This is a genomic window from Pseudomonas sp. LPB0260, assembly GCF_013388395.1.
In genome coordinates this window covers 6,121,629-6,145,463 of the sequence record NZ_CP058247.1, presented here as the reverse complement: position 1 = coordinate 6,145,463, position 23,835 = coordinate 6,121,629, and the positions used below count along the sequence as shown (strand labels likewise).

Annotated in this window: 21 protein-coding genes; 6 read left to right on the top strand and 15 right to left on the bottom strand. The window is 66.5% G+C overall.

Features of this window, described 5'->3' with window-relative positions:
• Window positions 1-123: 123 nt before the first annotated feature.
• The gene (locus LPB260_RS27690) at window positions 124-1,332 is read right to left on the bottom strand and encodes an ammonium transporter (protein ID WP_208709178.1); all 1,209 of its coding nucleotides are present in this window, start codon (window positions 1,330-1,332) and stop codon (window positions 124-126) included.
• Window positions 1,333-1,711: 379 nt separating this feature from the next.
• On the opposite strand from LPB260_RS27690, the gene LPB260_RS27685 reads away from it, so the two are divergent.
• The 4 genes from LPB260_RS27685 (at window position 1,712) to LPB260_RS27670 (ending at window position 3,457) form a co-directional block, all read left to right on the top strand.
• On the top strand, window positions 1,712-2,029 hold the full coding sequence (locus tag LPB260_RS27685) for a YqjD family protein (RefSeq protein WP_208709176.1): 318 nt from the start codon (window positions 1,712-1,714) through the stop codon (window positions 2,027-2,029).
• Between the two features lie 11 nt (window positions 2,030-2,040).
• The gene (locus LPB260_RS27680; RefSeq protein WP_208709174.1) at window positions 2,041-2,424 is read left to right on the top strand and encodes a phage holin family protein; all 384 of its coding nucleotides are present in this window, start codon (window positions 2,041-2,043) and stop codon (window positions 2,422-2,424) included.
• The gene (locus LPB260_RS27675) at window positions 2,421-2,759 is read left to right on the top strand and encodes a hypothetical protein (RefSeq protein WP_208709172.1); all 339 of its coding nucleotides are present in this window, start codon (window positions 2,421-2,423) and stop codon (window positions 2,757-2,759) included. The genes LPB260_RS27680 and LPB260_RS27675 overlap by 4 nt, the downstream gene beginning before the upstream one ends.
• 80 nt (window positions 2,760-2,839) lie before the next feature.
• Window positions 2,840-3,457 (top strand): c-type cytochrome domain-containing protein, encoded by a 618-nt coding sequence (locus LPB260_RS27670; RefSeq protein ID WP_208709170.1) that lies wholly within the window; start codon window positions 2,840-2,842, stop codon window positions 3,455-3,457.
• A gap of 80 nt (window positions 3,458-3,537) precedes the next feature.
• Here the strand turns inward: LPB260_RS27670 and LPB260_RS27665 are convergent, their stop codons facing one another.
• The 4 genes from LPB260_RS27665 to LPB260_RS27650 form a co-directional block, all read right to left on the bottom strand.
• The gene (locus LPB260_RS27665; RefSeq protein WP_208709168.1) at window positions 3,538-4,140 is read right to left on the bottom strand and encodes a tRNA-uridine aminocarboxypropyltransferase; all 603 of its coding nucleotides are present in this window, start codon (window positions 4,138-4,140) and stop codon (window positions 3,538-3,540) included.
• 109 nt (window positions 4,141-4,249) lie between these two features.
• A complete protein-coding gene (locus tag LPB260_RS27660) occupies window positions 4,250-6,748 on the bottom strand; it encodes a response regulator (RefSeq protein ID WP_208709166.1) in 2,499 nt (832 codons plus the stop codon).
• 274 nt (window positions 6,749-7,022) lie between these two features.
• Window positions 7,023-8,468, bottom strand: coding sequence for a sigma-54 dependent transcriptional regulator (locus tag LPB260_RS27655; protein WP_208709164.1), 1,446 nt, complete (start codon window positions 8,466-8,468; stop codon window positions 7,023-7,025).
• 12 nt (window positions 8,469-8,480) lie between these two features.
• Window positions 8,481-8,843, bottom strand: a complete 363-nt coding sequence (locus tag LPB260_RS27650; protein ID WP_208709162.1) for an Hpt domain-containing protein — start codon at window positions 8,841-8,843, stop codon at window positions 8,481-8,483.
• Between the two features lie 396 nt (window positions 8,844-9,239).
• On the opposite strand from LPB260_RS27650, the gene LPB260_RS27645 reads away from it, so the two are divergent.
• Window positions 9,240-11,348 (top strand): bifunctional diguanylate cyclase/phosphodiesterase, encoded by a 2,109-nt coding sequence (locus tag LPB260_RS27645; RefSeq protein WP_208709159.1) that lies wholly within the window; start codon window positions 9,240-9,242, stop codon window positions 11,346-11,348.
• Between the two features lie 585 nt (window positions 11,349-11,933).
• Here the strand turns inward: LPB260_RS27645 and LPB260_RS27640 are convergent.
• The 10 genes from LPB260_RS27640 to LPB260_RS27595 form a co-directional block, all read right to left on the bottom strand.
• Window positions 11,934-13,109, bottom strand: a complete 1,176-nt coding sequence (locus tag LPB260_RS27640) for a hypothetical protein (RefSeq protein ID WP_208709157.1) — start codon at window positions 13,107-13,109, stop codon at window positions 11,934-11,936.
• 42 nt (window positions 13,110-13,151) lie between these two features.
• Window positions 13,152-13,994 (bottom strand): type II secretion system F family protein, encoded by an 843-nt coding sequence (locus LPB260_RS27635; protein ID WP_208709155.1) that lies wholly within the window; start codon window positions 13,992-13,994, stop codon window positions 13,152-13,154.
• Window positions 13,991-14,863 carry a type II secretion system F family protein gene (locus tag LPB260_RS27630; protein WP_208709153.1) on the bottom strand — a complete coding sequence of 291 codons (873 nt, stop codon included), beginning with the start codon at window positions 14,861-14,863 and terminating at the stop codon, window positions 13,991-13,993. Before LPB260_RS27630 ends, LPB260_RS27635 begins: the two co-directional genes overlap by 4 nt.
• Entirely contained in the window at window positions 14,856-16,199 is a 1,344-nt protein-coding gene (locus tag LPB260_RS27625) for a CpaF family protein (protein ID WP_208709150.1), read from the bottom strand. Before LPB260_RS27625 ends, LPB260_RS27630 begins: the two co-directional genes overlap by 8 nt.
• Window positions 16,200-16,203: 4 nt before the next feature.
• Window positions 16,204-16,941 carry a M48 family metallopeptidase gene (locus LPB260_RS27620; protein WP_208709148.1) on the bottom strand — a complete coding sequence of 246 codons (738 nt, stop codon included), beginning with the start codon at window positions 16,939-16,941 and terminating at the stop codon, window positions 16,204-16,206.
• A 1-nt stretch (window position 16,942) separates the two neighbouring features.
• Window positions 16,943-18,925: a pilus assembly protein N-terminal domain-containing protein gene (locus tag LPB260_RS27615; protein ID WP_218281517.1), complete on the bottom strand. Its 1,983-nt coding sequence runs from the start codon at window positions 18,923-18,925 to the stop codon at window positions 16,943-16,945.
• On the bottom strand, window positions 18,922-19,608 hold the full coding sequence (locus LPB260_RS27610; RefSeq protein ID WP_208709146.1) for an OmpA family protein: 687 nt from the start codon (window positions 19,606-19,608) through the stop codon (window positions 18,922-18,924). The genes LPB260_RS27615 and LPB260_RS27610 overlap by 4 nt, the downstream gene beginning before the upstream one ends.
• A 600-nt stretch (window positions 19,609-20,208) precedes the next feature.
• On the bottom strand, window positions 20,209-20,964 hold the full coding sequence (locus LPB260_RS27605; protein WP_208709144.1) for a hypothetical protein: 756 nt from the start codon (window positions 20,962-20,964) through the stop codon (window positions 20,209-20,211).
• Window positions 20,965-21,059: 95 nt separating this feature from the next.
• Entirely contained in the window at window positions 21,060-21,443 is a 384-nt protein-coding gene (locus LPB260_RS27600; protein ID WP_208709142.1) for a hypothetical protein, read from the bottom strand.
• Between the two features lie 247 nt (window positions 21,444-21,690).
• On the bottom strand, window positions 21,691-22,584 hold the full coding sequence (locus LPB260_RS27595; protein WP_208709140.1) for a LysR family transcriptional regulator: 894 nt from the start codon (window positions 22,582-22,584) through the stop codon (window positions 21,691-21,693).
• 287 nt (window positions 22,585-22,871) lie between these two features.
• On the opposite strand from LPB260_RS27595, the gene speB reads away from it, so the two are divergent.
• Entirely contained in the window at window positions 22,872-23,831 is a 960-nt protein-coding gene (speB, locus tag LPB260_RS27590) for an agmatinase (protein ID WP_208709138.1), read from the top strand.
• The last annotated feature ends 4 nt before the right edge of the window (window positions 23,832-23,835 follow it).

The following is a 23,835-nucleotide window of genomic DNA, read 5'->3' as shown; positions in this document are numbered from 1 at the left end:
TCCGCCGCCCTCAAACGCCGGCGCTGAGCCGCGTCGCTCGGGCAGTTGCATCCTGCCCGAGCGCGATGCGGCACAAAAAAGCCCGGACGTTGTGCCGGGCTTTTGGGCTGCAGGGAAGATCGATCAGTCCTGGCTGACGGCACCGATCTTGTGTATCGAGAGGTCGGCGCCGTAGTACTCCTCCTCCTGAGTCAGGCGAATGCCCAGCAGAGCCTTGAGCACGCCATAGACCAGGAAGCCACCAATCAGCGCCACCAGTACGCCCAGCGCCGTGCCGATCAGCTGGCTGGCCAGGCTCACGCCGCCCAGGCCGCCCAGCGCTTGCTGACCGAAGATGCCGCAGGCAATGCCGCCCCAGGCGCCGCACAGGCCGTGCAAGGGCCAGACGCCGAGTACGTCGTCGACCTTCCACTTCACCTGGGTCGCGGTGAACGCCCAGACGAACAGCGCACCAGCAATCGCGCCGGTCACCAGGGCGCCGACTGGGTGCATCAGGTCGGAGCCGGCGCACACCGCCACCAGGCCGGCCAACGGGCCGTTGTGCAGGAAGCCCGGGTCGTTGCGGCCGACCAGCAGCGCGGCCACGGTGCCGCCGACCATCGCCATCAGGGTGTTGACCGCCACCAGGCCGCTGACGCTGCCCAGGGTCTGCGCGCTCATCACGTTGAAGCCGAACCAGCCGATGATCAGGATCCACGAGCCGAGGGCCAGGAATGGAATGTTGGACGGCGCGAACGCCACCAGCCGCCCGTCCCGATAGCGTCCGTCGCGGCGCCCCAGCAGCAGCACCGCGCCGAAGGCCAGCCAGCCACCCACGGCATGCACCACCACCGAGCCGGCGAAGTCATGGAAGCTTGCGCCGAAAGTGCCCTCCAGCCAGGCCTGCACGCCGTAGTTGCCGTTCCAGATCATGCCCTCGAAGAATGGATAAACGAAGGCTACGATCAATACGGTGGCGCACAGTTGCGGACCGAACTTGGCGCGCTCGGCGATACCACCGGAGATGATCGCCGGAATCGCCGCGGCAAAGGTCAGCAGGAAGAAGAACTTGACCAGGGCATAGCCGTTCTCCTGGGTCAGCACACTGGCCGGCTCGAGGAAGGTCACCCCGTAGGCGACCCAGTAGCCGATAAAGAAATAGGCCAGGGCCGAGACCGCGAAGTCGGAGATGATCTTCGACAAGGCGTTGACCTGGTTCTTCTGCCGCACGGTACCCACTTCGAGGAAGGCGAAGCCGGCATGCATGGCCAGCACCATCACCGCGCCGAGCAGGATGAACAGGGTATTTGAGCCGTGAATCAGGGTTTCTACGGCGCTATTGATGTCTTCCATCAGCGAAGGACACTCCGAAGTCAGGGAAAAAGCACCAAACTGGACCAGACCCGACGCATGGCGCACCATCGAGGAGCACGACTGCCAACCAAATCCAGCCTCAGCGATATCGAACGGCGCCAAAATGGCGCGCGGACGAACCCAGTCAAGGTACTAATTCTTTATTTATTAATAATTTACCCATGCACCCCGGCATCCAGGCCAAGTCCTTGAAGGCTCCATAAGGGAGCAACCGGCAGAGGGCGCGCACCAAGACTTTGCAAAGGCTGTACCAGCAATTGAAACCGCAGTACCAGGTATTACGCCTGCCCTATCCGGGGGATCCTGGCCCCGCCTGGGGACTCGAAGCCCTTACACTCACCCGTCCAAGGAGAGACCCATGCCCCGCAAGAGTGCCAATTCATCCAGCCAAGACGAGCTGCTCGACGAGTTCCAGGCCTTGGTTCGCGACACGGAAAAACTGCTGCAACACTCCGCCAGTCTGGCCGGCGAGCAGGCCGAGGAGCTGCGCGAACAGATCCGCACCAGCCTGGGGCGTGCCCGCAGCACCCTGAACGATGCCGAAGACTCCCTGCGTGAACGCGGCAAGGCGGCCGTCGAGGCGACCGAAGGCTATGTGCAGACCCACCCCTGGCAGACGCTGGGCATAGCCGCCGCCATCGGCCTGCTGCTGGGCATGCTGATTTCCCGTCGCTGATGAGAGACGAGATGGACGATGCGTCACCTTCCGCGCCCGGCCGCGGTCCCTCGCCGCGGCGCTTTGGCGGCGCCCTGCTCGGTTTGCTGCATGGCCACCTGGCGCTGTTCGGCGAAGAACTCAAAGAACAACGCAGCCTCAGCCTGCAGTTGCTGGTGCTGACGGGCCTGGGCCTGGTGTTCGGCTTGCTGCTGCTGATCGGCCTGTCGGCCGCGCTGGTGATCGGTTTCTGGGACAGCCACCGCCTGACTGTGATCATCGCCCTGTGCGCCTTCTACGGCGTCGGCCTGCTGGCCTGCCTGTTCGCTCTGCTGCACCGCCTGCGCACGGCCCCTGCGCCCTTCAGCGCCAGCCTCGAAGAGCTGGCCCGCGACCGCGAGCAATTGCTGCCATGAGCCTGACCGAACTGCCTGCCAAGGCCTCGCGCAGCGAACTGCGCAAGGCCATGCTGCGCCTGCGCCTGGAAATGCATCGCCAGGAGCTGCGCCACGAAACCCTGGTACTGCTGCAACCGGTGCGCCAGGCGCGATACTTCAGCCAGCACTGGCGCGAAGAATTGCGCGATAGCAACGCGCCGCTCTGGGTGGCCGGCGGCGCCCTGCTGCTGGCGACCCTGGGGGTGCGGCGCGGCAACTGGCGGCGCTGGCTGCGGCTTGCCCTGGTCGCCTTCCCGCTACTGCGCCGCAAGCCACCGCGGCAAGCGGGCAGCGCACAGGCTGGCGCGGAATAGCACCGGCCCCGCGCCCCGGCCTTGTAGCCATTGCCGCTAGTCTTCAAGGTATCGCCAATGCCGTCGCGAGGCCGCCAGCCATGCCCAAGCAACCTGCCAGCCTGCTCGCGCTCGGCCTGCTGCTGTCGCTGCTCGGCGCCTCCCCATCGCAGGCTGCAACCGAGGCGACCAGCTCACCTGCGCCCGAGCCCAAGAGCACAGTGGACTACCGCCAGGTGCAGGCGATTCTCATCGGCCGCTGCGCCAAGTGCCACGCCGCACAAGGACTGATGGGCCCGGCCCCCGAAGGCTATCGGCTGACCTCCTACGCGGAGACGCTGGCCCACGACGAACGCGCCCGCGTGGTGCCGGGCGCGGCCGAGGCCAGCGAACTGGTGCGGCGAATCCGCGGCCAGGCGCGCCCCCGCATGCCGTACGACGGCCCGCCCTACCTCGATGCACAGGACATCGCCCTGATCGTCGACTGGATCAACCAGGGCGCCCGCGACGCCGAGGGCAAGCCTGCGCCCATGCCCAGCGGCGCCAGGGTACGTTTGCACGGCACACTGCGGGCTGACTGGCGCCTCGATGACCTGGTACTCAGGGTCAATGCGGCAACCCGGCTGCAGCACTCGCCCAAGCCAGGGGATTACGTGCAGGTGCGCGGGCGCCTGCGCAACGACGGCAGCCTGCTGGTCGAACGGATACGGCCACGCTGACGGAGATGTCCGGACAATCGGACTGAGCGGGCCGCTTAGAAGGTACGCAGATGGCGAGTCATCTCGCGGCGGGCGGTAGCTCAGTCGCGCAGATGATTGCGCCTGAAGGTCTCCTCACCCATGGCGGCGATCTGCCCCTCGATCAGCGCCTCGAATGGCTTGAGCAGCGCGTCGAAGCGGGCCGGCGCCTCGAGGATGTCCAGCGCCTCGACTATCGCCTCGATGGTGGACAGCGCGCCCGGCATCGGTGCCTTGCGCAGGCGATAGCGCGAATGCAGGCCCGCCGGCAGGGTCACCCTGGGCAGCGCCGCCAGCGGCGGATTGAGGTGCAGCAGCTTGCGCGCCTTGCGCCAGGTGCCATCCGGCACCACCAGCAGCAGCGGCAGCCCCTGCGCCGCCGCGGCGAACTGTGCCAGGGGCGCGGCGGCCTCCCCCGGGAACAGCAGACACGGCCGATAACCCGCCTGCCCCAGCAGCGCCGGCAGGTCGTCGAACACCTCGCCCACCCGCAACTCGGCATTGCTCAGGCCCAACGCCGCCAGGCGCGCGGTGCTCAAGGCATGTCGGACCTCGCTGGGGTGCTGCAGAATCAGCACGCGGGTGCGGCTGTCGAGCCGAGGAATCAGGGCGCATAGGCAGCGCTCGAGCGGACGGCTGCAGCGGGGGCAATGGGGGCGTGGCATCGGTATCTCCTTGGCCGCGCAGTGTGCCACAAGGCCGCCCCCACTGGCCGCCCTCCGCCGCGGCGGACGGGGCCATCAGGAATCCCGACGGCGATCCGCCGCGACGCCCTCAGGCGCCTGCCGCCTCGATGGTGCGGATCAGCTCCTGCTTGTCGATCGGCTTGGTGATGAAGCCATCCATGCCCCGAGTCAGGTAGTACTCCCGGTCGCCGGCCATGGAGTGCGCCGTCACCGCCACCACCACCGGACAAGCCTCACCCAGCAGCTCGCGAATCCGCCGGGTCGCCTCGACGCCATCCATCTCGGGCATCGAAATATCCATCAGGATCAGGTCGAAGGCCTGCTCCTGGACCCGCTCTATGGCCTGTGCACCGCCATCGGCGCAGTGCAACTCATACCCCGTGCCGTCCAGCAGGCATTCGATGACCAGCTGATTGGTCGGCGAATCGTCCACCGTCAGCACGCGTCGCGGGCTGTGGCTCACAGGCTCCCGGCTCAGGCGCTGTTCCGCCATGGCGCCGCTCTCGCCGGAAACACACTCCAGGGTCAGGCTCAGGGTGAATCGCGCCCCACCCAGGGGGGAATCGCCGGCCTCGATGTCGCCCCCCATCAACCGTGCCAGGCGCTTCGACAGGGCGAGGCCAAGCCCGGCGCCGCCATGCTGGCGCACCAGAGAGGCGTCACCCTGGGCGAAGGCCTTGTACAGCAGGGGCTTCATGCTTTCGGCGACCCCCGGCCCGGAGTCGTCCACGCAGAACGTCAGGGCCGTTCGCCCGTCCGTCGGCGCACTGGCTTCGACCGTCAAGCGCACGGTGCCGGATGGCGTGAACTTGATGGCATTGGACAGCAGGTTGAACAGCACCTGGCGCACCCGCACGCTGTCACCCCGGCAATGTCGCGGCACCCCGGGCCCTTCCTCGTAGAGGAACTGCAGGTCCTTCTGCTCGCAGCCGCTGCGGGCGAAGTCCAGCGCCGGGTTGATCAGCCCGGCGAAATCGAAGGCACTGTGCTGCAGCTCCAGCTTGCCCGACTCGACGCGGGACAGGTCGAGAATCTCGTTGACCAGGGCCAGCAGGTGCTTGCCGGATCGATTGGCGACCTTGACCCGCTCCTGCTCCACCTCCCCCAGCCTGGTGGATGACTGCAAGGCCGTCAGTACACCGATCACCACATTCAAGGGGGTGCGCAACTCGTGGCTGACGGTGGCCAGGAAGGTGTTCTTCGCCTCATTGGAGGCGTCGGCCTGGCGCTTGGCTTCAACGAGCTCGTGTTCCTTGCGCTTGAGATCGCTGATGTCGACCCGGATGCCCGCCAGGCCGCCATCGCGCATGCGCCGCTGGATGACCCGCAGCACCCGGCCGTCGCTCAGGTGTTCCTCGTAGTGGGATTCGGCCTTGCCATGCAGCTCCAGCTTGGACCTGAGCAGCTCGGACAAGGCCTGGTCGCCCTCGCCGGCGGCGTACTGGCCGTGGGCGATGCCGTACTCGATCAGGCTGCTCGCGGTGGCGCCGGGCTCGATGGCGGCCTCGCTGCGCTGGTAGACACGGCGGAAATTGGCGTTGCACAGCACCAGTCGATCACTCGCATCGAAGATGGCGAAGGCATCGGGGATCGCTTCGATGGCATCGACCAGGCGGTTCTCGCTCTGGCGCAGGTTGAAGGTGGCCTCCTCGACCATGCGCCGCAGGCGCACCGGCAGGCGCAGCAGGGCGTAGAAGCCGAGCGCCAGCAAAATCACTACCACGTGCAGCAGCAAGCGTTGTTCCACCTTGTGATCGGCGAAGGTGATCCAGCCCTGCGCCGGCACACCGGCCAACTGCCAGACACCGCCGGGCAGGACCACGTCCATGGTGATCGGCGAGTCGGTGAATACTTCCGGCTGGCCATAGAGCTGCTCGCCGGCGGCACCGAGGCCGTCCTTGCCGCGAATGGCGATCTCGATTCCACTGGTGGCGCCGACTGCCTGCCGGGCCCGCGCCACCACCGAGCTCCAGTCGATCAGCACGGTGGCAAACCCCCAGAAGCGCTCCCCTGCCGACTCGGTGTCGTCGACGAAGATCGGATAACGGCCAATGATCGCGACGCCGCCCTGGATCAATTCGACCGGCCCGGCCACCCAGAGCTGACGGCTCTCGATCGCCCGGTTCGCGGCGACGCGGCGCTGCGGGTCGGCCAGCAGATCGTGGCCAATCGCGCCCTTGTTCTGCTCATAGGGCCAGACATGGGTGACGATGCCGTTCGGCGCCAACTGCAGGCTCATGATCTGCTGATCATTGCCGGCCAATTCTGCGGCGATACGCGCGAACTGCTTCTCGTTGACCCGCTGGTTGGCGATCGGCAGGCCGATCAGGCCTTTGACCTGATAGAGGTCGCCATTGAGGTAGGACTCGAGTTGCGCGCGGACGATCGACAGCTCCTGCAGGACCACCTGCTCCTGGGCCAGATGACTGGCCAGGAAGTCGTCCTGATAGTGGGTGCGCAGAGCGACCAGCGCGCTGCCTGCAAACAGGGCCGCCAGCAAGGCGGCCGCCACCCATTTCTGCCACCAGCGGTGACTGGGGCCAAGCGCTGGCGAACTGTTTGCCGCAGGGTTGCCATTCTGGGTCATGGGACAGGTCTCCTGATTCCTGGAAGAGACATCGCAAGATGCAGGCCAGCTTGCAATCTGCGCCCCGCGCCCGGCCGCTGAGCTGCGGAAAGCGCCCACAGGACCTCGCCGAGAGACTCGCTGCAAGCTCAAGCCATTGAAATGTAAAAGATTTATAAGGATGCCCGACTAGCGGAGAAAGCCGGCCGGTTCAAACCCAAGGGCCCTCCGGCCCTCACCAAGCCCCACGGCATCGCAAAGTGCTTTGCAATTTGCAATGCACTTTGCCAGGAACCTAGCCGGGCACTGGCTCGGTCGCCGACTTCTCCCAGGCCTGACGCTTGCGATACAAGGTCGAGGCGCTGACTTCCAGCAGGGCTGCGGCCTTGGGCAGGTTGCCGCCGCAGATGTCGATGGCGCGCTCGATAATGCGCTTTTCCTCCAGCCACAGCGGGCGGATCTCGTCGTCCGCTCTCCGGCGGTCGAACGCGCCGGTGGCTGCCGGGCCGGCGGGCTCCGGCGCGACGCCCGAGGCCTTCACGGCGCCAACCTGCAGGCGGGTATCGAGCGACTCGGGGAGCATGGCGGCGGTCAGCTCCGTGCCCTCGCCCAGCACCACCATGTTCATGATGACGTTTTCCAGTTCGCGCACATTGCCCGGCCACGGGTAGGCCTGCATGATCGCCTCCAGCTCCCGGGAGAAGCCGGCGAAGGCCTTGCCCTCACGCTCGCAGATGTCGCGCAGCAGCTTGCGCGCGATCAGCAGACAGTCATTGCCGCGCTCGCGCAGAGGCGGCAGGCGCAGCGGGATGACGTGCAGGCGATAGTACAGATCCTCGCGAAAGCGCCCGGCGCGCACCTCGTCCAACGGGTCGCGGTTGGTGGCGCAGACGAAGCGGATATCGACCTGCTGGCTGACGCTGGAGCCGACCTTCTGGAAGGTGCCGGACTGAATGAAGCGCAGCAGCTTGCTCTGCAGTTCGAGGTCCATTTCACACAGTTCGTCCAGAAACAGCGTACCGCCGTCGGCCAGCGTCGCCGCGCCGTCTCGCTCGGCATGGGCGCCGGTGAACGCGCCCTTCATATGGCCGAATATCTCGCTCTCCATCAGGTCCCGCGGAATGGCCGCGCAGTTGATGGTGATCAGCGGCTTGCCGCTGCGATCACTGCGCCGGTGGATGGCCTCGGCACAGAGTTCCTTGCCGGTACCGCTCTCGCCGGTGATGAAGATACTGGCGCGGCTCGACGCGGCGTTCTCGATCACCCGGTAGACGCCCTGCATCACCGGTGAGGCGCCCACCAAACCCTCGAAGCTGTCGCGCTCGTAGCGCTGCTGATAGCTGTCGAGCAGGTCCGCCAGGTGATGCTGCTTGAGCACATTGTTGACCGTCACCAGCAGGCGGCTGGCGTCGATCGGCTTGGTCAGAAAATCCACCGCCCCCAGGTGCACCGCATCCATGGCCACCTCGGCCGAATCGTTGGCCGTCACCACCACCACCGACACATCGATGCGCTGCTCGTTGACGAAACGCAGCACCTCAAAGCCATGCATGTCCGGCAGGCTGAGGTCCAGCAGGACCAAATGGAAGCGCTGGCTGCCCAGCGCCTGCAATGCCTGCTCGCCGTCGGCCGCATGCACCACCTGATGGCCCTGCGCGCTCAGGTACTCGTGATAGAGGGTGGCCAGCGGCAGGCTGTCCTCCACCAGCAGGATTGAGGTGTTTCCTACACGCTCGCGCATCTGTGCTCTCCACTACACCGGCTGGGGAATGTTGAAGCGCTGGCGATAGGCCGCCAGAGTGTCACGCACTATATCGTTGATCTGCGGCATGAGCTGCATGACCAACTCCCCGTCCATGCGCTTGCAGGCCGACTCGATCTCCCGCGCCAGCGCCGACAGCTGCGCGGCGCCGAAAGTGGCCGCATTGCTCTTGAGGGCATGGGCCTGGTCCTCGACGCCGTGACAATCCATGCTGGCCAGGTTCGCGTTGATGGCGTCCATGCGCCGTTGCGCCTCGCTGACAAACATGCCGATCATGCGCTCGAGCATGGCATCGGACGTTTCTGCGGCCAGGCGAGTGAGGATCGCCTCGTCCATTAGTTTCAAAAGCGTCATGACCTCTGCCTCCATGGGGGAACGGTTTAGCGCTGCCGGACCGGCATCTATGGCCGGTCCTCTTGCACAGCGGCTGCAGGGCTCAATGCGTCATCCAGCACTGTCATTACGCAAGGAACGCTGTCTTGCGAATAGGAGAAAGCAATATAGGGACCAGATTGGAAATCAGGCGTCACCGGGGCGATTTGAGTGCTTGGGCCAAGGTTTTTTCGCATGACGCTTCGCATTTTGCAAAGAAACCCAGCACTTCGGAGCCATTTTGCAATTGAGCCAGCCTCAGCCCAGCGACTCGGCCGCGCCTGACGGCAGGAACGGCCGCCTATCCTGGGTGAATCGATGACTTGGCATGCTTCTGGCTGACTACCTGGGCAATAGACCCAACCACGGGAGACGATCATGGACGAATCAAACGAACTTGCAGCGCCACTCGAGTCGCAAGCCGAGGAGCGCCTGTCGGTCCTGGTCGTCGACGACGACGAACTGATCCGCATGCACATGCAGCTGTCCCTGACCCACGAGGGGCTCGAGATCAGCGAAGCCGGCGACGGCGGCCAGGCCCTGGCGCTGGCCCGGGAGCGGAACTTCGACATCGTCCTGATGGACGTGCGCATGCCCGGCATGGATGGCTTCACCGCCTGCGAAAAATTCAAGCAGTTGCCAGGGCGGGCACAGACGCCGGTGGTGATGCTCACCGGCATGGAGGACCTGGACTCGATCAACCGGGCATCCGAGGTCGGCGCCACCGACTATGTGACCAAGCCGTTGAGCGCCAAGGTACTGGCCAAGCGCCTGCGCCACATCGTCCAGGCGCAGCGCAACCACGCGGCACTGGAGCAGGAGCGTGCCAGCCAGGCCGCCCTGCTGCATGCCATTCCGGACTGCATACTGCGCTTCGACGCCGAGGGCCTGCTGCAGGCGGCGAAGGTCCCCGAGCGCATGCCGGCGCTGCTCAAGGCCCGCCTGTGCATCGGCGATCCGATTCATCAGGTATTCGCCGGCATCGCCCAGTTCGACCCTGCCCAGGCCTTGCAACAGGCGCTGCAGGGCGACGCCCTGCCGTTGCAGCTCGGCGGCATGGACGACAACGTGTTCGAAGTGCGCCTGGTGGCCTGCGGCCCTGACGAGGTTATCTGCATGCTGCGCGACACCACCAACCAGGCCCGCCAGCAACGCCACATCGAACGGCTGTCGCTGATCGACGGCCTGACCGGCCTGCCCAACCAGGCCTGCTTCCTGCAGGTCGCCCAACGCCACCTCGACGCGACCCTGGATAACAGCCTGTGTGTGCTGCAGCTGCGCTTCGACAGCTATTCGAGCATCAGAAACAATGTCGGCGCCAAGCTGGCCGACAAGCTCATGAAGGTGACGGCCGACAAACTGCTCGCCGCGCTGGACGCCAATCAGCAGTACGAGGAACACCGGCCCAAGAGCCTGCCGTTCATTGCCCGCACCAGCGATGCCGAGTTTCACGTCCTGCTCAGGGACTCCGCCGAGCACCTGCAACTCAAGCACCTGATACGCCGGATCAACGCCTCGTTCGAGCAACCGATCCAGGTCGACACCTACGAGTTCTGCCTGCCGGTGTACTCCGGTGCCGCCATCCAGACCGCCGGTCAAGGCAACATCGAGCAGCTGTTCAAGATGAGTGGGCTGGCCGCGCACAAGGCCAGCCGCCAGCGCAGCCCGGAAACCGTGCTGTACACCCCGGAATTCGAGCAGCAGAGCGAACGGGCCCTGTATCTGGAAGCGGCCCTGCGCAGGGCCATCAGCCATGGCGAGCTGGAGCTGGTTTATCAGCCCAAGGTGTGCGCGGCGAGCGGCACGCTCAAGGGCGTGGAGGCACTGGCCCGCTGGAACGACCCGGAGCTCGGCAGCATATCCCCCGCCGAGTTCATCCCGCTGGCCGAGGAAACCGGGCTGATCCTGCCCCTGGGCGAGCTGATACTGGAAAAGGCCTGCTTGCAGAGCCGCCTCTGGCAGGCCAGCGATCACGCCATTGCGCCCATCGCCGTGAACGTATCGGCGCACCAGTTCAATCAACGCAATATCGAGCAGCGACTCTTTCGCCTGCTGGAGCGCATGCAGGTCTCGCCCAACGCGATCGAGCTGGAGATCACCGAGAGCGTGCTGGTCGAACAGCAGCACGTGCTCGCGACCCTGGAGCGCATCCGCGCGCGGGGGGTGCGCATCGCGATCGACGACTTCGGCACGGGCTACTCGTCCCTGAGCATGCTCAAGACCTTCCCCATCGACATCCTGAAGATCGACCGGGCCTTCGTCATGGACATCAGCGATGATACCCAGGCACACAGCATCGTCGATGCCATCATCGCCCTGGGTCACTCCCTCGACCTGACGCTGGTGGCCGAAGGCGTCGAGACCGAAGCCCAGTTGCGCTACCTGCGGGCCCGCAACTGCCAGCTGATCCAGGGCTACCTGACCGGCCGGCCGATGAGCGCCAGCGCTATCGAGCAGCAGTTCCTCGAGCCGCAGCCGCTCGTGTAACCCTCCGGCGGCATCCACCGGGGCCGTCGGGCGCCCGCATTGCATCCGGCCATGCCCCTGGCGCTGCCCTTCCGCTTCGCGCCTTCTGCGGCGCCGGCCATTCCAAGCCCTGCTCGCCCTCCCCCTGCCCCGACCGTACCCGAACGCCCGACGCTCACTCCCGCCCCGCCCTGCGACGCCTTCGCCATTGCGCCGCCAGCTGGCTAGATTCGCGCCGACGCTACGCCCCCAAGGCCGGCAGCAGAAGCTGATCGCGCCCGGAAGCGGTGTCCGCATCGACGGCCAAGCGCCAGCCGCGACGATTCCGGCCCATCGGCCGGCGAGGGTAAGGCGAGTCCCGACGCGCAGCGGAGCGCGAATGTCGATGCAGCAGCCGGGCCCGCGAAAGCCGGCGCCGATGGCTCGACGCGGCGAGCCGCCGGCCGCTGCGGCACTCGGCAAGACAGCCGCCACGAACGGCGGAAGGGATGGGATTACCGGCTTGAATGGACACCGAGGAACAGACGGGCGGCACCGGCAGAACCCAGCGGTCGAACACGACAATGCGCGCCCAGAGCTGGGCGCGCACGCTGGTGGCGGCCGGACTCAGGGGGCGAAGGTGCCCTCCCCGGTCGGCGCTACGCTGCGCCAGGCGCTGTCGCCGGCAACGCTCGGCAGATTCACCCGGAAGGGTGCGGTGAAGGCCTCGAGGGCGTTGCGGGTCGGGTCCCTGGGATCGGCGACCGGCTCGGTGGCCTTCAGCTGGACGAAGGATTCGCAGAGGATCTCAGTCTGCAACGGCGCCAGCAGCTGATCCAGGGTCTTCCTGAGTTTCTTGTCGAGACTGGCCGTGTCCAGCACCTGGGTGATCGCCGCGTACACCGCCGCATCGACCAGATCGGACTCCTGCAGCGACATCGCCTGGGGGCAGCACAGGGTGCCGACCTCGATGGGATCGAGCTGCTGGCCGCTCAGCAACAGCGCCGAGTTGAGGGTGACCAGGGTGGTGTCCAGGAGACTGTTGATCGCCGGCAGGTAGTTGGCCAGTACATCGCCCTCGTCCTCGTACCCGGCCGGGCAGTCGCAGGGCTGCAAAGCCGAGACCAGGCAGGCGCTGTAGGCCGGCTCGGTGCTGCTGTCGCCCAGGCTGAACGCCTCGCAGGGCTTGCCCGACACCACCTTCTGCGAGATCCAGCGCGAGCCGATGTCGGCGGCGGCGATCGGGCAGCTCTGCGCCGTCTCGCGGAACAGCGCTCCGGGCAAACCGCTGGCACCCTGGCCTACCGCATAGTTGGGCTGCCCCTGCAGGGCGTTGAAATAGCTGACGCTGCCCGAGCCGGACACAGCGTCGACACCGTTGTTGTCGCTCAGCTCGTCGCTGACGGTCTTGATACAGGGATCGCCCTCGCAGCTGTTGCCGGCATAGTAGAGCGGCTCGCGACTGGTGAAGCGATCGTCGCGGATGCCGACCAGGGTGCGGAAGTTGTTCGCCTGGCTGCGGTCGATATAGAACAGGCGGGGCGCATCGTGTTCGTCGAAATCGGCAGCCTCGCCCAGCACCTTGCCCTGGGCATCGACCACGATCGCCTTCTGCGCTTGCTGGCTGACATAGCGTTTAACCAGGGCATCGCGAATCGCCACGATGCCGACCAGGGTGCCCAGCACCAGGATGGTGATCAGCAACAGCAGCTCGACGGTGATGACGAAGCCGCCCTGGGTCTTGCGCGGCCCACGGGCCATGCCGGCGTCTTGCCGATGGGGCGCAGCGCTTGGGCTCTGCATGATCGTTCTCCTCTGCAGTTGTCGGATTCGGCCGCATGCCACTCACAGCAGGTGCTTGAGAATCTGCACGGTGTCGTACAGCTGCACGCCGGCCGGAAATATCACCAGCACCAGGAACATCGGCAGGCACACCAGGCCCAGCGGAAAGAGCATCTCCATGCTTTTCCGGTTGAGCACCTGGGCGGCCCGCGCGCGCTGCTTTTCCAGCAGAATCTGCGACTGCTTCTCCAGGGTCTGCAGGATCGGCGCGCCGACCTGGGCACCCACCTCGAACACCGCGGACAGGCGGCGCAGCTCCTGCACCCCGGTGCGCTGGCCCATGCCCTGCAGGGCCTTGCGCAGCGACTGCCCGGCATTCAGCTCGGCGCACACCAGCATCGCCTCGCGGGCCAACGGGTGATCGGCCTTGAAACCGAAGCGCGCCGCATGCTCGAAGGCCTGGGCCAAGGCAGAGCCGGAAGACAGGTAGGCGCACAGCAGGTCGACGAAGAAGCTCAGGGTCTGCTGGATACGCACGCGCCGGCGCTGGCGGCGGCGGTACAGCCACAGGTCGAAGGCGAAACAGCCGACGATGGCCGCCACGAGCAGGACCGGCCAATGGCTCCAGGGACCGTGCCACTCCAGCAGGGCCAGGGGCAGCAGCACCGCCAGCGCCAACTTGCATGGCCAGTACAGCAGCCGCAGCCGACCGGGCATGATCCCGGCCTGGCGAATCAGCCGCGCCGGAAACAGCCAGCGCGCCAGACGCCCCGGCTGGCGCCCGGGATCGCGCAGCAGAGCCTCCTCGGTCAGGCTCAGCTCCTGACGCTGGAGTACGAATACCAGCCCCAGGCAGAGCATCAGGGCGACCAGCAGGGCCGCATCGAACCAGAGTCCGCTCATCATTCGTCACTCCTCAGAATTCGTCGCATCCACAGGAAACCGAGGATCTGGCACAGCAACGCCCCCAGCACCAGTGCCGGTCCCCGGGGGTGCTCGGTGAGCGGCAGCAGCCAGCCGGGCTCCTTCCACATGAAGAAGGGAATCAGGATGTAGGGAAAGAACGCTGCAAACAGCAGCCCATAGCGGGCGCCCGAGAGCTGTCCCTGAAGACGCTGGCGGTAGAAGCTGCGCTCGCGCAGGATGCTGCCCAAAGCCCGCAGCAACCCCTCGAAGTCGCCGCCGGCGTGCCAGCGCGAGGACAGCGTGTTGGCGAACAGCCTGACCCCCTCGCTGGCGTACAGGCTCAGCAGCGGCTTGCAGGCTTCATCGACCGAGGCGCCGAGGCGGATGCGCCGCACGATGTCTTCCAGCGCCTTGCGCACGAAGCCCTGGGAGGCCTCGGCGGCCACCTGCAGCGCCGGCAGGGGTGGCGTGCCGCCTGCTGCCGCGGCATGCATGAGGTCCACCACATCGACCAGAGCCGTCTCGAACAGCCGTGAGCGCCAGGCCACCAGATCATTCATCAGCAGCAGGCTGACCGGCAGAAAGGCCAGGCCGGCGACCACCGACAAACCCAGTTGCGCGGGAAACAGGCTGAGGAAGATGACCCACACCGCCACGCTGCTCAGCAGCAGGCCGGCGATGAACAGCAGCGGCCGCAGCTGGATATTGAGAACCCGCAGCTTGACCTGCAGGCCGGCGAAGCCCTCGTTCGGCGGCGTCAGCAGCGCCAGCTCCCGGGCTGGCGCGGCTCCGGCCAGGCGCCGCAGCAGCATGCCCGCGGAGAGCAGCAGGCCGCCCCCGGCCAGCAGCCAGAGAAAGATCTCAGCCATGCCCGACCTCCTCGCCCGTCGCCGGGTACAGCGCCATCAGGCTGGCCGGCACGGCATAGCCGCGCTGGCCCAGGGACGCCAAGAAAATCGGCGGCTGCGCGCCCGGCAAGTGACACCCGCGGCGATTCAAGGCCGCCCCGGGCTCCGCGTCGCCCTGCGCCACCAGCGGCGCAGGCTGGAAGCGAAAGACTTCACGGACCCGCAGACGGCCCTGGTCACTGAGTACCTCGCCGATGCTGGTGACGCAGCGGCTGCCATCGCGAAAGCGCGCCACCTGGACGATCAGCTGCACGGCCGAGCCGATAATCTCGCGGATCGCTTCACGCGGCAGGCCGACATCGGCCAGCAACGCCAGCGACTCCAGGCGCTTGAGGGCATCGCTGGGGCTGTTGGCGTGCACGGTGGAGAGGCTGCCGTCGTGCCCCACGGTCATCGCCTGGAGCATCTCGAACACCTCGTGGCCGCGCACCTCGCCGACGATGATACGGTCGGCACGCATGCGCAGGGCATTGCGCAACAACATGCGCAGGTCCACCTGGCCGCGCCCCTCGCTGTTGCCCTGGCGCGCCTCCAGGGTCACCACATGGGGATGGCGCAGCTGCAGCTCGGCCGACTCCTCGATGGTGATCACCCGCTCGCCGGCCGGGATGAACTGCGAGATGCCGTTGAGCAGGGTGGTCTTGCCCGCGGCGGCGCCACCGGCGATCAGGATGTTCAGCCCGGCATCGACCGCCAGCCCCAGCAGCTCGAGCATCGGCTGGCTGAGCATGGCGTTGTCGACCAGCGCCTCGGCGCCGTCCTGGGCCTCGATAAAGCGGCGGATCGACACCACCGGCCCCTTGGCGCAGAGCGGCGGAATCATCGCGTGCAGGCGACTGCCGTCGGGCAGCCGCGCGTCCACCGCCGGGCAGTTGCTGTCCAGGTGCTTGCCCTGGGCGGCGACCAGACGATCGAGAAAGCGCCGCAAATGGCCCTCGTTGTCGAACTCCAGGGCGGTCCTGCTGAGCTGGCCGCGGCGGTCGACCCAGACCTCGTGCGGGCCGTTGATCAGGATGTCGGAGACCCCGGGGTCGATCATCAGCGGCGCCAGCGGCCCCAGCCCGAGCACCTCCTGCAACACCTCCTCGCCCAGCACCAGGCGACGGCTCGCCTCGATGGGCTTGCCGAGGTCGCTCTCCAGGCGCTCGATCAGGCCATCGATCCTCCCACGCAGGGCAGCGCTGTCGGCGAACATCTCGTTCTCGCCCATCTCCAGCGAGTCGATCAGGCGCTGATGGAGCAGTTGGCGCAGACGGCGCAGATCGACATCCGCCACTTCGCGGTCGTTGATCTCCATGGCGCTAGCCTCCCAGCGTCGCGGACGGCGAGCCGCAGGCGGCGCCGCCAGACAGGCTGACCAGGCGGCTCTCCGGGGCCAGGAACTGCGGATTGCCGGCGGCTGCCAGGCGGTACTGCTGGCAGGCCGCGTCGCGTCGATTCTGCTGCTCGTAGATCAGCCCGCGGTGATAGGCCGCCCGCCAGCCAGGCGCGCCGACCCGCTCGGACATGCTCAGGCTGTGCAGGGCGCCGGCGTACTGGCGGTCGAGGTACTGCACCGCCGCCAGGGTCTCGTACAGCTGCGGATGCCGCGGGTTGAGGCGGATCTGCTGCTTGAGCAGGGTCCGCGCCAGGGCCAGGTTGCCCTCCTCCAGAGCGATCCGGCTGCGCAACACGGCGGCCTCGGGGCGCGGCTTGTGGCCGCCCAGCAGCTGGTCCAGCAGGTAGGCGGCCTGGGGCGCGCGTCCGGACTGATAGGCCATCAGGGCCGCCAGCATGATCACCCGTTCGTTGTGCGGAAAATTCGCGTACAGCTGCATGGTTTCGCGCAACAGGCCTTCGCAGTCGACCGGCTCGCTCCACCCCTGGGTGGCGCTCTGGCACGCCACGCCGCTGGCCAGGGTGGCGCGGTAATGGGCCAGGACCCGATCGACCTGGACATGCGGGTCTTCGTTCGCCTCGGTGCGCTGCTGGCCGAGAGAGCCGCAGCCGCCGAGCACGACCAGGGCGAAGGCGATAGGCAATGCGAGTTGGATATTCATCTTATTGCTCCTCTTGGCGAGCCCGCGGCAGGGCGGGCTGCAAGGCCCGCTGCGCCAGGTCGAGGGGGGAAGGAAATGCCCACAGGTGCACGTCGCTCTGGGTTTCGCGGACCAGGGTGGGGGTCACCACGATGATCAGTTCGCGGTCCTGGCCGCTGTCGCTGGAGGACTCGGCCAGGCGCCCGAGCAGCGGAATCTCGTTGATCCCGGGGGTGAAGTCCTCCTGGGTCGACTGTTCGCTGGAGACCAGGCCGCCGAGGATCAGCGGCTGGCCGTCCCGCAGGCGGGTGGTGGTGCTGATGCTGCGGGTATTGAAGGCCGTGCTGTTGAGGTTGCTGCCGGTGCTGCCGGATATCTGCCGGGTCAGCAGGGTGTCGGGCGCCGACACGGTCGGATTGACGTCCAGGGTGATGCGGTCGTTCTCGTCGACCATGGCGCGCACCTTCAGCTGCACGCCGAAGGACTTGAAGCTGGTGCCGCTGAACACCCCCGGGGTGTTGTTGCCGACTTCATCGCCGCTCTTCAGCCCGGTCGGGGCGAATGCCGTGGGCACCGGCACCTCGCCGCCGACGCTGAACACCGCCGACTCGCCGGCCAGCACCATCAGCGTCGGTCGCGACAGGGTCTTGGCGATGCCTTCCTGTTCCATCAGCGAGAACAGCAGGTCGAAGGCCAGGCGGCTGCTGCCGATCTGCAGGTTGTTGGTCAGCGAACCGCCGATGATCTGCAGGGCATTCTCCACGGTGGAGCTGTCCGGCTGGATCTGGCCCAGGCCGCCGAGGCCGAACAGGCCCTCGCTGTTGTAGCCCTGGGTGACCAGGCTCAGGTCCGGACGCCAGCTGTGCAGACGATTGCGGTTGACCTCATGGATCTGCACCGAGACCCGCACCTGCGGCAGGTCGCGCACCTCGATCATCGACAGCAGGCGGCCGTTGGCCAGCGACAGCAGCTTGGCCCGGCCGACGTTGGCCCGCAGGTCGTTGTCGTGGATGCCGGCGCCGCCGTCCAGGCCACTGACCAGCGAGGCGGCCGCCTTGGTCGAGCCACGCTGGTCGAGCAGGCCGCCGGACTCGTCGGTGACCACCGATACCTGCGACAGCCCGCCGGCGAGCCCCTGATCGCCGAGGAACAGGCGCGAGGCCACGTTGAGTATCCGCGTCAGCGTCACCTGGTCGCGCACCTCGCCTTCGAGGATCAGGGTGTCGGCGAAGTCGTTGGCGATATCGCCCTGCATCACCCGGCGGATGCGCACGTCACCGCCGCCGAGGCTGGCGATGGCATCGCGGATCTTCACCTCCATGCTCTTGGGCAGGGTCTGCACCTGGATCAGGTTGATCACCGCCACCCGGCTGTCGGCATTGAGGCTTTGCGCACCGAGGCGGAAAGCGTTGCGGCCGGCCCGGCTGGTGTCCTGCGCGGCCACCACCATCTGCAGGGCATCGGAGAGGTTCTGCGCCGGGTCTGGCGCCGTCGCCGCGGCACCGCTCTGCTGGCGCACCCCCAGGTAGTGGCGGGCGGCCGCTTCCGCGGCGATCTTGTACTCGACCGTCGGCACCTTGCCACGCAGCACCAGGGCCGGGCGATCCGGCGCCGGTTCCAGGCGGATGCCCGAATGGATGTCGCGCAGGGCACTGCGCAGCACCGACAGGTCCTCGGTGACGCTGAACAGGTAGGTTTCGCTGGTGCCATCGGCATACCACACGATCAGCGTGGTGCGTCCGACACTCTTGGCCAGCACCAGCAGTTCACGACCGCCGAGGATCTCGACCTCCAGGGTCTTCTCCTGGCCGATCGCCACGCGCTTGAGCTCCTTGTCGAACAGCAGGCGCGAGTGGGTCCACTGGATCAGGTCGCGGAACGAGGCGGAGCGACGCCCGCTGGCATCCTCGACGAAAGTCAGGCCGGCCTGGGCCGGCGTGGGCATGACCAGGCCGATCAGTGCCGTGGCGCAAGCCAACAGCAAACAGCTTCGCGTGCTTTTCATTTCGTCACCTCGGCGGTAGTGGGCACGGCCATCGGCTGCGCCGCGACAGGCCGCACGGCCTGCAGGCAAGGCGCGGCGTGCGCGCCGGTGGATTCGAGCGGCAGGTAGGTGAACAGCTCCACCCGCCGGTTCAGGGGCGCCACGTCGCTGACCAGCAGCGGGTGCATGGGCGCGTTCTCACCGAAGCCCACCACCTGCAGGTGCGCCCTGGGCAGGCCGTGTCGCGCCAGGACGTTGGCCACGGCACGCGCGCGGCGCTCGGACAGTTGCTGGTTGTAGCGCTCACTCCCCGCGGAGTCGGTGTGCCCGGCCACCAGCACGCTGGGGATCATGGGCTGACCCAGAAGCGACTGCGCGAGAAGCGCCAGCTCGCCCTGCTCGGCAGCGGGCAACTCGCCGATATCGTGGTCGAAGGGGCTGAGCCGGGCGATCAACTGATAGTGGCCGGTGCCCCCGGTACAGGTACGCAACGCCATGGCGGCTCGGTCCAGCGGGCGGTTGTAGGGCCAGTGCCGGGGCTGCCCCAGTTGCCGTGGGTCGCGGTCATGGGCATAGGCGCCCAGGGTCGCCGGGGCATGGCCGAGCCGTGCCGACCCATGCATGTGCTCGGACATCGGCGATGCCGGTTCCTGCCCGGCACACCCGGCGAGGAAGACGCCTAATAGCAGACTGGCGGTTCTCATTGCAGGACCTCTCTGTTTGGTGACGGCTCGGCGATGTCGATATCGCCTGCCCTACCCGTCGACGCCCTGGACTACTGCAAAGAGGGCAAACGCGACGGCCTCAGAGGGGTTGAAGCACAGCCCGTACCAAGTCCTTTAAATTCTGTTTTTTACTATCTATTTCAATTACTTACAGAACTTAAAACTCAGCCGAATCAAATCCATAAGCAAATGGCTTCGGTGTATTCGCAAAATGCAAAGCAATACCGGAATGCTTTGGCAAAGGGCCAGGTCGCGGCGCGCGGCAGCACAACGACGCCGCCAGGGCGACGATCGGGCGGTTGCGGGGAATGAGGAGTACCGGTCGGCCGCTACTGACCGGGACGGGCCTGGCAGCTGTGGCTCGCGCATTGAAACTGCCGGCCCCGATTGGAGAACGGCGGGAGGGGGATAGGAAGGGTACGAGGGACGATCCGGCTCGCGCCGAAGGGCTGGCGGGTCAGAACCGCGAAATAGCCACTGGAGGCCGGACCCGCAGCACGGGCCGGCAAGACGCCGAGCACCGGCAGCGGACGTCGCCGCAGCCGGGCCAGATGACTGCCCCGCGGGCAGTCGTGGAGCTCACAACTCTACGGTTACCCTGCGCCGCTTGAGGCCGGACAGCAGTTCGACCTGACGATGGGTGGGCTGCGGCTCGATACGCTGGCGATCCGGGTCGGCATCGCCGGCACTGTGCAGGACGATGGTGACCTTCTCCCGCGGACTGATGCTGGCCAGGGGATAGACCTCCTCGGGCCCGACGGCAATCACCAGCGGCGTGCCGACCGCCGGCTTGTCCTGCGCCAGCGCAGGCAGGGCCAAGGCGCTCAGCCCGGTCGACACGCCGGGGCTCGACGTCCTTTGCGCCAGGGCACCGATCAGCCGTGCATCGCGGGCCACCGTGCGCACGCCGTTGCGCCCGGTGACCAGCACATCGAAGCGATCGCCATTGCGCAGCTGCGTGTGGGGTATCGAGCCTTTGCGCGGGGTGAAGGTATAGAGCACCTTGCTCTCGGGTATCTGCTGGGCCAGCCAGGATCTTTCCGGCTGATGCAGCTCCGAGGGACGGATGGCCTGGCCATCCTGCTTGTCCTTGGCCAAGCGCTTGCCGATCAGCAGGCGCGGGTCCTCGATCCCCGGCTGGCCCTTGTCGATCCGCACCTTGCGCAGCAGTTCGGCACGAAGCTGGGTGCCGACCGGCCAGTTGCCGTTGATACCCCAGACTTCCTGGGTGTTGTGCCGCTCGACCTGGCGCGCGCCGAGCACGCTGACCAATACCCCCGAGACCAGGAACATGGCCATGGCCGCCGTGGTGCTTCCGGAATATTTACGTTTCATGCGCTGCCCCCTTGCTCATCGAGGTCTGGACTCGCCGAACGCTGGCGCGAACCCGGCACGAGTGGCCGGGCCTGCGCTGGCGTCAACCGGTCGCGTCAAGGCGCGGAGACGGTGCCGACCGCTTGCGCGGATTGCCCGCCGTTGGAATTGACGATTACTCCGCCGCCTTCGATCGGCGCCGCCGCAACGAAGGTGAAGACATCACCGTCGCCGGCGGCCGTATCGACGTTGTCACCGAACACCGAGCCGGATACCGCCGCGGTCTCCTCGAAGTTGGTGATGCCGTTGAACTCGTAGGACTGATCGAGCTGGCCGATCGCCTCGGCGACATCCTCCATCTCGGCGGTGATCGCATCGCGCATAGTGACCATCCCGGCCACCAGACCGATGACCATGGTCGTGGTGATCAGCACCAGTTCGCTGGTCATCACGAAACCGCCTTGCTTCTTGTTAGCGAGCGCTTTTTTCATTGTTTTCATGGTGCACACCTCAAAGGTCAGAACGTTGTGTCTTCATCAAGCGAGAACCCGTTCCCACTTGACCTGAGCTCTTTCAAGGGCCGTGCCAACTTATTTTATTTATACAATTCAATTACTTATATAAACAACCTGGGAATTCGAGGCATGCCGAACCGGCCAACTTGCCGATCTGCGTTGCAGATTGCGAAGCAACTCGGCAAGTCCATCCGGCCGGGAAGCGGCGCAATCTGCAGGCTTGGGGCGGCGCCTATTGGCTAATCAGCTGGGCCTTGAGCAAGTCACGGAAGGCCTGGATCAGCGCCTCGCGGGAGCGCCCGCGACGCAGGATCAGGGAAAACGGCGCCTGGTAGCCGAAGGTCGACGGCAGCAACACCCGCAGGCGCCCCTGCTCGACCCAGGGCTGCGCGTAGTGCTCGGGCAGGTAGCCGATATAGGCACCGGAGAGGATCAGGATCAGCTGCGCCTCCATCGACTCGACGGTCGCCGCACTGTGCTTGAAGCCGTGTCGCGCCAGCTCCGACTGGCTCCAGTAGCCACGGCCGACCATGCGTTGCTGGGCGACCAGCTCCGCCGGGATGCGCCGCTCGCCAAACAGGGAATGCCGCTCGCTGCAATACAGCCAGTGCTGCTCGCGGTACAGCGGCTGGTAGAGCAGGCCGTTCATCCGCGACGGGCAGGCACTGATGGCCAGGTCCAGGCGATTCTCCAGCACCGCCAGCTGCAGCTCGTAGGGACTCATCACCGACAGGTGCAGGTGCACGGCCGGGTGTTCCTGGCTGTAGGCACCGATCACTTCGGCCAGCGGCAGCGCCGGGTCGCTGACGGTGGTGTCCAGCACGCCGAGGTTGAGGGTACCGCGCAGCTCGCCCTTGAGCGCGGCAGCGTAGCGCTCGAAGCCTTCCAGCTCGCCGAACAGGCGCAGGGTTTCCTGGTAGAACAGCTCGCCCTTGCTGGTCAGGCTGAAGCCACCGCGACCGCGATGGCACAGCGTGATGCCCAGGTGCGCCTCCAACTGGCTCATATAGGTACTGATGGCCGAGGTCGACAGGTTCAGTTCCTGTTGCGCGGCGGCGAAGCCCTGGTGGCGCACCACGGCGACGAAGATGCGCAACAGTTTGAGATCGGGCAGAGGGCTGTTCATGGCGTGCTCGTCGGCTCGGGCATTCATCAATGGTGCGCGCGGCGCACCCTACACCACCGTAGGGTGCGCCGCGCGCAGCGATTCGTCGGATTGGACAGCAACGCAGCACGGTGATCCATCGCGTTGCCGGCATGGGATCGCTGCGCTCGGCCCATCCTACAGAGGCGGCCTTTAGTTTAGAAATCTCACAACTAAGTTTTTGTCCTCAGCGATTTTTCCCGTCGCCACGCTGGCCAAGAATCCAGGCCAACGCTTCCTGACACCCCCAACGATCCTGAGGCCCTCCCATGGACAAGACCCTGCACCAGCCCCTGGGCGGCAACGAAATGCCCCGTTTCGGCGGCATCGCCACCATGATGCGCCTGCCGCATATCCAGAGCGCCGCGGACAAGCGCCAGCTGGACGTCGCCTTCGTCGGCGTGCCCCTGGACATCGGTACCTCGCTGCGCTCGGGCACCCGTTTCGGCCCGCGCGAGATCCGTGCCCAGTCGGTGATGATCCGCCCCTACAACATGGCCACCGGCGCCGCGCCCTTCGATTCGCTGAACATCGCCGACATCGGCGACGTGGCGATCAACACCTTCAACATGGCCGAGGCCATCCGCATCATCGAGCAGGCCTACGACGAGATCCTCGAGCACGGCATCATTCCCCTGACCCTGGGCGGCGACCACACCATCACCCTGCCGATCCTGCGGGCGATCAAGAAGAAGCACGGCAAGGTCGGCCTGGTACACATCGACGCCCACGCCGACGTCAACGACCACATGTTCGGCGAGAAGATCGCCCACGGCACCACCTTCCGCCGCGCCGTGGAGGAAGACCTGCTCGATTGCCAGCGCGTGGTGCAGATCGGCCTGCGCGCCCAGGGCTACACCGCCGAGGACTTCAACTGGAGCCGCAAGCAGGGCTTCCGCGTGGTCCAGGCCGAAGAGTGCTGGCACCAGTCGCTGGCCCCGCTGATGGAGGAGGTGCGCGCCAAGGTCGACGGCGGCCCGGTGTACCTGTCCTTCGACATCGACGGCATCGATCCGGCCTGGGCGCCGGGCACCGGCACTCCGGAAATCGGCGGCCTGACCACCATCCAGGCGATGGAAATCATCCGTGGCTGCCAGGGCCTGGACCTGGTCGGCGGCGACCTGGTGGAGGTTTCCCCGCCCTACGACACCACCGGCAACACCTCGTTGCTGGGCGCCAACCTGCTGTACGAAATGCTCTGCGTGTTGCCCGGCGTGCAGCGGCGCTGACCGA